Source organism: Nocardioides sp., assembly GCF_025965415.1.
Classification (GTDB): Bacteria; Actinomycetota; Actinomycetes; order Propionibacteriales; family Nocardioidaceae; genus Nocardioides.
The window spans coordinates 1-10,399 of the sequence record NZ_JAOPWY010000152.1 but is presented as its reverse complement, the minus strand read 5'-3'; the positions used below and the strand labels follow the sequence as shown (position 1 = coordinate 10,399).

Here is a 10,399-nt window from a genome sequence, read left to right as displayed (position 1 = left end):
AGGGCACGGGCACCCCGCGGGCCCGCCTGTGGTGGGCGGCGGCCGCGGCCGCGGCCGTCCTCGTGCTCGAACTCCTCGGCTCGACGACGGGCGCCACCGCGCTCGGGGCGCTCGCCGCCCTCGCCGTCGTGTGGGTGTCGCTGGGGCGCCTGCTCCCGCCCGGGAGCCGGCGCGCCGCGCGCGGGCTGCCTGCGGTGGTAGCCACCCGCGGGCTGCTGAGTGCCTCGTTCTTCCTCGCCGAGGCCTACATCGTCTACGTCCTCCAGGACCACTGGGACCTGGGCCCGGGCCGCGCGGGCATCGCGCTGACCTGCGTCGGGGTCGTGTGGGCGGCCTTCAGCCAGCTGTCGTCCCGACTCGGGGAGCGGATCTCCCACCCGCGGGCGATGGTCGCCGGCACCGTGCTGGTGCTCGTGGGGGTCGGCTGCCTCGCCCTCACCGTGCAGGTCCTCGACGCCGGCGCGCGCCCGTCGGCGGTGCTGCCGGCGGCGGCGTACGTCCTCGCCGGAGCGGGCATGGGGTTCGCCTACCCCCGCACCGGTGTCGCCATGCTGGAGGCGTCGACCGACCGCGACCGAGGCTTCAACTCCTCGGCGCTGTCGATCGCCGACTCACTCGGCGCCGCGCTGGCGCTCTCCATGGCGGGCGCCGTGTTCGCGGCGACGGAGCGCACCGACGCCGACCCCTTCCTCGCGGTGTTCGCGATGGCGGCAGGGGCCGGCGTGCTCGGCGTGCTCGCGGCCGCCCGGACGCGGACGGCTCAGGAGGCCTCGAGCGTCGGGTAGTCGGTGTAGCCCTCGGCGCCCCCGCCGTAGAACGTGGCCTGGTCGGGCTCGTTGAGCTCCGCACCCTGGCGCCACCGCTCGGCGAGGTCGGGGTTGGCCAGCCACTGGCGACCCACGACCACGGCGTCGGCGAGGCCGGTGCCGAGGAGCGCCTCGACCGAGGCCAGCGACGTGAGGTCGCCGAAGCCGTCGTTGAGCAGCACCACGCCGTCGAAGCGCTCGCGCAGGTCGCGGACCAGCGACTCGAGCGGCTCCAGCGGGCTGGCCAGCAGGCTCAGGTAGGCCAGGCCCAGCGGGGCGACCCCGTCGACGACCGCGCGGTAGGTGGCGGTGAGGTCGGCGCCGAGCTCCTCGCCGATGCCGTTGAAGCGGTGACCGGGGCTCAGGCGCAGGCCCACCCGGTCGGCACCGATCGCGTCGGCGACGGCGGTGACCACCTCGACGACGAAGCGCGCCCGGTTCTCCGGCGACCCGCCGTAGACGTCGTCGCGCAGGTTGACCGTCGGGTCGAGGAACTGGTGCAGCAGGTAGCCGTTGGCCGCGTGCACCTCGACACCGTCGAGTCCGGCAGCGATCGCGTTGCGGGACGCGGTCACGAAGTCATCGACCAGGCCGGCGATCTCGTCGGTCTCCGGGGCACGGGGTACGTCGTGGGGCTTGGGACCCGCGGCGGTCACGATCTCGCCGGGCGCCTGGACGGCGCTGGGGGCGATGGTCTCGGCCCCGCCCTTGTTGTCGGCGTGCGCGATCCGGCCGCAGTGCATCAGCTGCGCCACGACGACACCGCCGCGGGCGTGCACGGCGTCGGCGACGAGGCGCCAGCCGGCGACCTGCTCGTCGGTGTAGAGGCCGGGCACGGCGAGGTAGCCCTGGCCCACGTGGCTGGGCGCGGTGCCCTCGGTGACGATCAGGCCGGCACCGGCGCGCTGCGCGTAGTACTCGGCGTTGAGGGTGGTGGGCGCGTGGCCCTCACCCGCGCGGTTGCGGGTGAGGGGAGCCATCACGAAGCTCTGCGGGAGCTGCCAGCGGCCGACGGTGAGGGACTCGAATGCACGGGACATGGGGGTGCTGCCTCCAGGAAGTTGAGGACTGTACGACCGTCCTCAGCGGCTCCCGGGCCAGGGATGTTCCCCGTTGAGAGATGGCTCACAGCCCGTCCCACCCCCGGGGTGGTCCAGTGCCGCACGGTCGCCCCCCGTGTTCCCACGGCGGCCGTTCGGCACTGGACCACCCCTCTGCCGCCCGCGTCAGCGCCGACGCAGGGCGGCCTCGACGAGTGCCGGCGGTGCGTAACCGCGGTCGGCCTCGTTGAGGGTCGTGCCGGGCGGGACGATCTCGTCGATGCGGTCCAGCACGTCCGGCGTGAGGCTCACCTTCTCGACGCCCAGCTGGGACTCCAGCTGCTCCAGCGTGCGCGGGCCGATGATGGCCGACGACACCGCCGGGTGGGCGAGCACGAAGCCCAGGGCGAGGTGGATGAGCGACAGCCCGGCCTCGTCGGCGAGCTCCTGCAGCGCGTACACCGCTTCGAGCTTCACCGTGTTCTCGGGCGATGCGGGGTCGTGGCGCGCGGGCTGGCGCTCGAGCCGGCTCGAGGTGACGGCGGGGGCCTCGCCGCGGCGGTAGCGGCCCGAGAGCCAGCCGCCCGCCAGCGGGCTCCACGGCAGCACGCCGATGCCGTACTTCTGCGCGGTCGGCAGGATGTCGCGCTCCACCTCGCGGGCCAGGATCGAGTACGGCGGCTGCTCGCTCACCGGGCGCTCCCGCTGGCGCTTCTCGGCCACCCACTGGGCCTCCACGACCTGCGACGGCAGGAACGTCGACGTGCCGATGTAGCGGATCTTGCCCTGCCGCACGAGGTCGGTCAGGGCGCCGAGGGTCTCGTCGATGTCGACCTCGGGGCGCGGGCGGTGGACCTGGTAGAGGTCGATGTGGTCGGTCTGGAGCCGGCGCAGCGAGTCCTCGACCTCGCGGACGATCCAGCGACGCGAGTTGCCCGCCTGGTTGGGGTCCTCGTCGTGCATGTTGCCGTGGAACTTGGTCGCCAGGAAGACGTCGGCGCGGCTGCCCCTGCGGGCCTGGAGCGCCTTGCCGACGATCTCCTCGGACTCGCCGCGGGCATAGACGTCGGCGGTGTCGATGACGTTGATGCCGGCGTCGAGCGCACGGTGGATGATCGCGATCGACTCGTCGTGGTCCGGGTTGCCCCAGGCGCCGAACATCATCGCGCCGAGGGTCAGCGGGCTGACCTGGACGCCGGTGCGGCCGAGGGGGCGGTAGTGCTCGAAGCTCATGCTGTTTCCCTTACGTGTCGGGGGGCGTACTGGCTGTCGGGTCGCTCGAGGCCGAGGTGGTCGCGCAGCGTCGTACCTGTGTACTCCGTGCGGAACAGGCCGCACTCGCGCAGGATCGGCACGACCTCCTCGATGAAGATGTCGATCCCGCCCGGCAGCCACGGCGGCATCACGTTGAAGCCGTCGGCGGCGCCGCGCTCGGCCCACTCCTGGATCGTGTCCGCGACCTGGTCGGGCGTGCCCGTGACGACCCGGTGGCCGCGCGCACCGGCGAGCCGGTGGCACAGCTGGCGCAGGGTCGGCTGCTCGCGGTCGACGATGTCGAGCACGAGCTGGAAGCGGCTGCCCTCGCTGCGCTCGAGGTCGGCGTCGATGACCTCGCGCGGGAACGGCCCGTCGAGGTCGTACGACGACAGGTCGACGCCGGTGAGGCGGTCGAGCTGGGCCAGCGAGTACTCCGGCTGGGTGAGATCGTTGAACTGCTCGTGCAGCTCCTCGGCCTCGTTGGCCGTCGAGGCGATGAACGGGCTGATCCCCGGCAGCACCTTGAGGCCCTGCGGGTCGCGGCCCTGGGCTCGCGCCCGGGACTTGATGTCGGCGTAGAACTCCTGCGCCGACCCCAGCGTCTGGTGCGCGGTGAAGATCGCCTCGGCCCACCGGGCCGCGAAGGAGCGACCGTCCTCGGACGAGCCGGCCTGCACGTAGACCGGCCGGCCCTGCGGCGAGCGGGGCGCGTTGAGCGGCCCCGCCACGCGGAAGTGCTTCCCGACGTGCTCGACGCGGTGGATCTTGTCGGTGTCGGCGAAGACCCCGCTCTCGCGGTCGGCGACGACGGCGTCGTCCTCCCAGCTGTCCCAGAGCTTGGTGATGACGTCGACGTACTCCTCGGCCCGCTCGTAGCGGTCGCGGTGCAGCGGGTGGGCGTCGAGGCCGAAGTTGAGCGCGGCGTTGGCCGCCCCGGTCGTGACGATGTTCCAGCCCGCGCGGCCCTTGCTCAGGTGGTCGAGGGCTGCGAGCTGCCGGGCCAGGTTGTAGGGCTCGGTGTACGTCGTCGACGCGGTGCCGATGACGCCGATCCGCTCGGTCGCCGCGACGATCGCCGTCATCACGGTGATCGGCTCGAGGCGGAAGCGGGCGGCGTACTTGATGTTCTCCGCCAGCGACGGACCGTCGGCGAAGAAGACCGCGTCGAACTTCGCGGCCTCGGCCTTCTGGGCGAGCTCCTGGTAGTAGTCGATGTCGAGGATCCGGTCGGTCTCGCTGTCCGGGTGCCGCCAGGCCGCCTCGTGGTGGCCGTCGGGATAGATGAACAGGTTGAGGTGGAGGCTCCTCCCGCTGGACCGGGTCACGAGGCCGCCCTCTCGTCGAGGTGGGCGCGCGAGGGCCGGCCGGGCGCGTCGTGGTCGTCCTCGACGCCCAGCTCGGTGAGGAGCTGCGCGCGGAGCCGGGCGAACGCCGGGTCCGCCTGCGAGCGGCGCCCGTCGAGGTCGATCAGCGCGTCGTGGCGCACCACGCCGTCGTCGAGCACGATCACCCGGTCGGCGAGGACGATCGCCTCGTCGACGTCGTGGGTGACCAGCAGCACCGCGGGCTGGTGCACCTCGCAGAGGTTGCGCAGCAGCGTGTGCATCCGGATCCGGGTCAGCGCGTCGAGCGCGCCGAACGGCTCGTCGGCCAGCAGCAGCTGCGGGTCGCGGACGAGCGAGCGGGCCAGCGAGGCACGCTGCTGCTCACCACCGGACAGCTCGTGCGGCCACGCCTTCTCCCGGCCGGCGAGGCCGACCTCGGCGAGCGCCTCGGAGCCGCGCGCCGCCGCGTCGTCGACCCGGAGGCCGAGCACGACGTTGTCGAGCAGCCGCTTCCACGGCAGCAGGCGCGAGTCCTGGAAGACGACCGACACCTTCTCGGGCACCTCGATCCGGCCGGAGCCGGCGACCCCGCGGTCCAGGCCCGCGAGCGCGCGCAGGAGGGTGCTCTTGCCCGAGCCGCTGCGACCCAGCAGGGCCACGAACTCGCCGGGCGCGGTCTCGAGGTCGAGGCCGTTGAGCACTCCCCCGGCCTCGTTGAAGCTGCGGTGCAGGTTCTGCACCCGGACGGCCGGGGTCAGCTCGCGAGCGTGCGACGCCATGAGAGTGCCTTCCTTTCGATGAGCCGGACCGCACCGTCGGCGATGACGCCGAGCAGTGCGTAGACGACCAGGCCGACGACGATGATGTCGGTCTGCCCGTAGTTGGACGCGAGCGTGATCATGTGGCCGATCCCGCTCGTGGCGTTGATGACCTCGACGACGACCAGCGCGAGCAGCGACGAGGTCACCGCGAAGCGCATGCCCAGCAGGAAGCCGGGCATCGCGCCGGGCAGCACCACGTGGCGGATGAACTCCGGGCGGGTGACGCCCAGCGTCTCGGCCAGCTCGGCGTACCTGCCCTCGATGGTGCGCAGGCCGTTGTGGGTGTGGATGTAGATCGGCACGAAGACGGCCAGCGCGATCGTGATGACCTTCATCGGCTCGCCGATGCCCAGCCAGAGGATGAGCAGCGGGATGAGCGCGAGGGTCGGGATGGAGCGCTTGACCTGGATCGGCCCGTCGATCAGCGACTCACCGACCCGGGAGAGACCCGAGACCAGCGCCAGCAGGGTGCCGACGGCCACGCCGAGGCCGAGGCCCAGCGCGGCGCGGATCCCCGACGTCACCAGGCTCTCCTGGAGCCGGCCGTTCTCGATCAGCGTGCCGGCGGTCGCGACGACGGTCCACGGCTCGGTCAGGTTGCGCGGGTCGAGCAGGCCGATGGCCGACCCGACGACCCACGACCCCAGGAGCACGGCGATGCCGATCAGCGACCCGAACCGGATGGGCTGGCCCGGTCCGAGGCGGCGCCGGGTGGGGCGTACGTCCTCGAGTCCTGCGGAAGCGAGCGGTCGTGCCGGGGCGGTCAGGGTCGTCACGATGATCCCTCCAGGGTGGCGGCGATGGCCTTCTCGAAGCGGCGGTCGTAGAGCGTCTTCACGTCCAGCGGCTCCTGGTCCTGCGCCTCGACGAGCGTGTCCACCGTCTGCTGGTGGCGCGTGATGAACTCGTCCCAGCTGGTGGGGACGGTGTACTTCCCGAGCGCCTCGACGACGTAGGCGGCGTCCTCGGGCGACAGGCCCTCGTGGTCGACGTAGAAGGCCTGGGCGAACTCGTCGGGGTGGTCGGAGATCCACTGCTGCGCCTCGGCCCAGAGGCCGACGTACTCCTTGATCGCGGCCGCCTTGTCGGCGTCCTCCAGCACGGTGGTGGGCGCGTAGAGCGTCCAGGCGTCGTCGCGCACGCCCGGGTCGATGGTGGAGGCGCCGTCGCGCTCGTACTTGGCGAGGTACGTCTTCGCGAGCGTCTGGCCGAGCGGGGCGACGTCGACCTGCTTGCCGGCCAGGGCGACCGAGAAGGCGTCGTCGACGCTCTGCATCTCGACGAGCTCCACGTCGTCCTGGGTCAGCCCGGCCTCACGCAGCACGTTGAGCACGAGAGCGCCCTGGGCCTGGCCGGGGCTGTAGGCGATCTTCTTGCCCTTGAGGTCCTCGATGCTGGTGACGTCGACGCCGGGCGCGACGCCGAGCTCGTACGTCGGGTGCGTCTCGGGGTCCACGGTCTCGCGGGCCGCGACGATGCGCACGTCGGTGCCGGTCCAGTGCGCGAAGAGCGGCGGGATGTCGGCGACCGAGCCGATGTCGATCGCGTCGGCTCGGAAGGCCTCGAGCGTCTTGGGGCCGCCGGTGATGTCGGCCCACTCGACGTCGACGTCGAGGTCGTCGATCAGCCCGGACTCCTCCAGTGCCACCTGGGTGGCGGGGTCACCGATGCGCAGCACGGTGCCGTCGGAGGGAGCGTCGGGAAGCGCCGCGGAGAGCTCCAGCCTGGGGCCGGTCTCGTCGCCGCCGCAGCCGGAGAGCGCCATCAGGCCGACGGTGGTCAGCATGGCGGCGCGGATGAGGGGGCGGGTCAGCCCTCGTCGTGACATCAAAGGTCTCCTTCATGGGGGGTCAGGCATTCAAAGTACTGTAAGTGACTCGACAAACCATACAAAGCGGTCGCGGCGTGTTCCCGGTCACCGGTGAGAGGTCAGGCCGAGCGCAGGAGCGGCAGCAGCGAGTCGCCGACGCGGGCAATCTCCTGCTCGTACGGCGTGTCGCTGAGCACGAAGTGGGTGACGCCGAGGTCGGCGTAGCGGCGCAGCGCCTTGGCCACGTCGTCGGGCGAGCCCACCAGCCAGGTGGTGCCGGCGCCGCCGCCACCGACCCGTCCGGGCGCGGTGTAGAGGCACTCGTCGAGCACGTCGCCCTGCTCGGCGAGGTCGAGCAGTCGCTGCTGGCCCACTGCGACGCGGCGACCCGGATCGGCCTCCCACTCGTGCCGGCCGGCGGCCATGGCCTCGACCCGGGCCTCCGCGTCGGCCCACGCCTCCTCGGTCGTGTCGCGCACCAGCGTGGTGATGCGCAGCCCGAACTCCAGCGGCGGCAGGTCGCGGTCCAGCTCGGCACTGAGGGCCTTCAGGTGCTCGATGCGGGCCGCGACGCCGTCGAGCGGCTCTCCCCAGAACAGCTGCACGTCCGCCTCCGCGGCCGCGGTGCGCTGGGCGGCCTCGGAGGCGCCGCCGAAGTAGAGCTGCGGGTGCGGCCGGCCCGGGCGGGCGACCGTCTTGTGCTGCAGGGTGGCACCGATCGCCCGGTAGTGCTCGCCCTCGAAGGTGATGTCGTCCTCGGTCCACAGCCGGCGGACGAGCCGCATGAACTCCCGCGTCCGGGCGTACCTCTGGGCCTGGTCGCCCTCGTCGTCGCCGTACTGCGGCTGGTGGTCGGGACCCGACACGATGTTGACCTTCACGCGGCCGCCGCTGAGCTGGTCGAGGGTGGCCGCCGACGAGGCGAAGTGCGCGGGCTCCCAGTAGCCGGGCCGGATCGCGATGAGCGGGTTGAAGGTCGTGGTGGACGCCGCCAGCGCGGTGGACACGGTGAAGGTGTCGGGCCGCTTCCAGCCGGTGCCGATCAGGGCGCCGCCCCAGCCGTGCTCCTCGGTCAGGCGGGCCAGCGCCGTCAGCCGCCGCAGGCTGTTGTGGTCGTCGACCGTCGAGTCCATCCGGTGGCCGGGGGTGACCTGGTTGGGGATGTACCAGAGGAACTCCATGGGGCGAGCCCTTTCCACATGTTGTCTAGTGAGTTACTAGACAACAGCATAAGCAGACATCGCGCCCCATCCCGACAACGACCATCTCTCGGTGGTCGAGGCGCGAGCGCAGCGAGCCTCGAAACCACACGTCTGCGGACAAGCACTGGCCGGAATCCGTCCTAGCCTCGACTCATGGACATGTTGTTGGAGCTGGTGATGGTGCCCGTGACGGACGTCGACCGGGCCAAGGAGTTCTACGAGAAGGTCGGCTTCCACGCCGATCACGACCACGAGATCAACGACGACCTGCGGTTCGTGCAGATGACCCCGCCGGGCTCGGCCTGCTCGATCGCGTTCGGCAAGGGGCTGACCGGGATGGAGCCCGGATCCCTCGACAACCTGCAGATGGTGGTCGCGGACGCCGATGCCGTACGCGCGGAGCTGGTCGAGCGCGGAGTCGAGGTGAGCGAGGTGGACGAGCTGCAGTGGGGTCGCTTCGTCTTCTTCGCCGACCCCGACGGCAACGGCTGGGCGCTCCAGCAGCTGCCCGACTGGTCGAGCGGGGCTGGCGGCAGCGGGGAGAACCCCTACGTGTGAGGGTCTGCCTCCCGGTCGAGTGGCGGCCGGCGCAGGGCACGTACGACCAGCACGATCCCGAGCGCGATGAGCGGCAGGGTCAGCCACTGCCCCATGTGCAGGGTAAACCAGTACCGGCCGATTGGTGCCCCGCTCGACCGACAAGGCGCTTGCCATCGCTGGCGTGGTCTTGGGTCTCCTGAGCTTGGCGATCGCCATCTACGTCGGTTTCGCCATCCGTGACTCGATCGCCGAGGACGAGGGCGGGTCGGACTCGAGTTCATCTGAATCGACCGGCAACGACGAGCTCGACGACTCCCTGGACGAGTTCGAGCGGAGCCTCGAAGAGCTGTTCAAGGTCGGCACCGGGATTGGCGTCTACGCCACGGCACTCGGTGGCCTAGCGGTAGCAGGTGGCGCCGCCATGAAGCTCCGGCGCAAATTGAGCGGCGTTCATCCCGACTGAGCGCATCGCGGCGGAATGGGGTAGGCAGCTTTCAGGGCGATCAGACTTTCGGCACGTACACCCGCAGCTGGATGCCCTGGTGCTCCTCGAGCTCGTCGTTGTCCACGTAAGTGATCGAGCCACCGCCGACGTCCTCGATGGGCATCGGGTCCCCGAGCGCGGAAAAGTACGAGATCTGGCCGTCCGCCGGGCCTCCGCGCAGAACGACGTTCGGCTTGTTGGGCATGCAGAGACTCTAAGACCCACGTCGCCGACTCACGTCGCCACCCACGATGACGGGCGGGAAGACGCACGTGGTGCGCGGCAGAGTGGACGGGTGGCCGTCGCGGCCTTCGGACTTGTGGCTGCCCTAGCATGCGGCCATGCGGGTACCGATCTTTCAGCTCGATGCCTTCACCACCCGCCGCTTCGCCGGCAACCCGGCCGCCGTGGTGGTGCTGGACCGGTTCCTCGATGACGCTCTGCTGCAAGCTGTCGCCGCGGAGAACAACCTCGCCGAGACGGCTTTCGTCGTGCCGTCCGGGGATCGGTACCGGCTGCGCTTGTTCACGCCGACGGTGGAGGTGCCGTTGTGCGGGCACGCGACTCTGGCGGCGGGCGCCGTTGTCGTCGAGCGGCTGGAGCCCGGCCGCGACAGCGTCGTGTTCGACACCGCCAGTGGGCCGCTGACGGTCGACCGCGAGGACACCGCGTATCGGATGGAACTGCCCGTTCGCACGGTGCGCGCCGTACCGCCGCCGCTGGCGTTGTCGGCCGCGCTCGGCGTCACACCGGTGGAGACAGCGATCGACGGGAACAACTACCTCGCCCTGCTTTCCGGGGCCGACGACGTCCGGTCCCTCCAACCGGACCTCGCCGCGATCGCCCGTCTGGACCGGACCGGAGTCGTGGTGACCGCCGCCGGCGACGGCATGCACGACTTCGTCAGCCGGTACTTCGCACCGGCGAAGGGCATCCCCGAGGACCCGGTGACCGGCGGAGCGCACTGCGCGCTCGTGCCGTTCTGGGCGGCACGGACGGGCAAGGACACCTTCTTCGCGTACCAGGCGTCGCGGCGCGGCGGTGAGCTGGCCTGCCGGCTCGTCGGCGACCGGGTGCAGCTGCACGGCTCGTGCGCGTTCTACCTCGAGGGCCA

General features: G+C 71.5%; 12 protein-coding genes. 4 read left to right on the top strand and 8 right to left on the bottom strand.

Annotation, left to right across the window (positions count from 1 at the left end; translation table 11 throughout):
* Positions 1–785, top strand: a 785-nt coding sequence (locus tag JWN97_RS15650) for an MFS transporter (protein WP_297624542.1), incomplete at its 5' end; no start/stop codon positions are given.
* On the opposite strand, the gene JWN97_RS15645 is transcribed toward JWN97_RS15650, so the two are convergent.
* From JWN97_RS15645 to JWN97_RS15615, 7 genes are all read right to left on the bottom strand, one after another.
* Positions 761–1,846, bottom strand: a complete 1,086-nt coding sequence (locus JWN97_RS15645) for an alkene reductase (RefSeq protein ID WP_297624539.1) — start codon at positions 1,844–1,846, stop codon at positions 761–763. The two genes, JWN97_RS15650 and JWN97_RS15645, sit on opposite strands and share 25 nt — an antisense overlap.
* A 186-nt stretch (positions 1,847–2,032) precedes the next feature.
* A complete protein-coding gene (locus JWN97_RS15640; RefSeq protein ID WP_297624536.1) occupies positions 2,033–3,079 on the bottom strand; it encodes an aldo/keto reductase in 1,047 nt (348 codons plus the stop codon).
* The gene (locus tag JWN97_RS15635) at positions 3,076–4,428 is read right to left on the bottom strand and encodes an LLM class flavin-dependent oxidoreductase (protein WP_297624533.1); all 1,353 of its coding nucleotides are present in this window, start codon (positions 4,426–4,428) and stop codon (positions 3,076–3,078) included. The genes JWN97_RS15640 and JWN97_RS15635 overlap by 4 nt, the downstream gene beginning before the upstream one ends.
* Positions 4,425–5,207 carry an ABC transporter ATP-binding protein gene (locus JWN97_RS15630; protein ID WP_297624530.1) on the bottom strand — a complete coding sequence of 261 codons (783 nt, stop codon included), beginning with the start codon at positions 5,205–5,207 and terminating at the stop codon, positions 4,425–4,427. The genes JWN97_RS15635 and JWN97_RS15630 overlap by 4 nt, the downstream gene beginning before the upstream one ends.
* Positions 5,183–6,025, bottom strand: coding sequence for an ABC transporter permease (locus JWN97_RS15625; protein ID WP_297624527.1), 843 nt, complete (start codon positions 6,023–6,025; stop codon positions 5,183–5,185). The genes JWN97_RS15630 and JWN97_RS15625 overlap by 25 nt, the downstream gene beginning before the upstream one ends.
* Complete coding sequence (locus tag JWN97_RS15620) at positions 6,022–7,077, bottom strand: ABC transporter substrate-binding protein (protein ID WP_297624524.1); 1,056 nt, start codon at positions 7,075–7,077, stop codon at positions 6,022–6,024. The genes JWN97_RS15625 and JWN97_RS15620 overlap by 4 nt, the downstream gene beginning before the upstream one ends.
* A 101-nt stretch (positions 7,078–7,178) precedes the next feature.
* Positions 7,179–8,240 carry an LLM class flavin-dependent oxidoreductase gene (locus JWN97_RS15615; protein WP_297624521.1) on the bottom strand — a complete coding sequence of 354 codons (1,062 nt, stop codon included), beginning with the start codon at positions 8,238–8,240 and terminating at the stop codon, positions 7,179–7,181.
* Positions 8,241–8,414: 174 nt separating this feature from the next.
* Between JWN97_RS15615 and JWN97_RS15610 the strand changes: the two genes are divergently transcribed.
* Together JWN97_RS15610 and JWN97_RS15605 are read left to right on the top strand one after the other, a co-directional pair.
* A complete protein-coding gene (locus JWN97_RS15610; RefSeq protein ID WP_297624518.1) occupies positions 8,415–8,819 on the top strand; it encodes a VOC family protein in 405 nt (134 codons plus the stop codon).
* A gap of 124 nt (positions 8,820–8,943) precedes the next feature.
* Positions 8,944–9,264, top strand: coding sequence for a hypothetical protein (locus JWN97_RS15605; RefSeq protein ID WP_297624516.1), 321 nt, complete (start codon positions 8,944–8,946; stop codon positions 9,262–9,264).
* A gap of 40 nt (positions 9,265–9,304) precedes the next feature.
* On the opposite strand, the gene JWN97_RS15600 is transcribed toward JWN97_RS15605, so the two are convergent.
* Complete coding sequence (locus tag JWN97_RS15600; RefSeq protein ID WP_297624513.1) at positions 9,305–9,490, bottom strand: hypothetical protein; 186 nt, start codon at positions 9,488–9,490, stop codon at positions 9,305–9,307.
* A gap of 136 nt (positions 9,491–9,626) precedes the next feature.
* Between JWN97_RS15600 and JWN97_RS15595 the strand changes: the two genes are divergently transcribed.
* On the top strand, positions 9,627–10,399 hold a 773-nt coding region (locus JWN97_RS15595; protein WP_297624511.1), incomplete at its 3' end, for a PhzF family phenazine biosynthesis protein.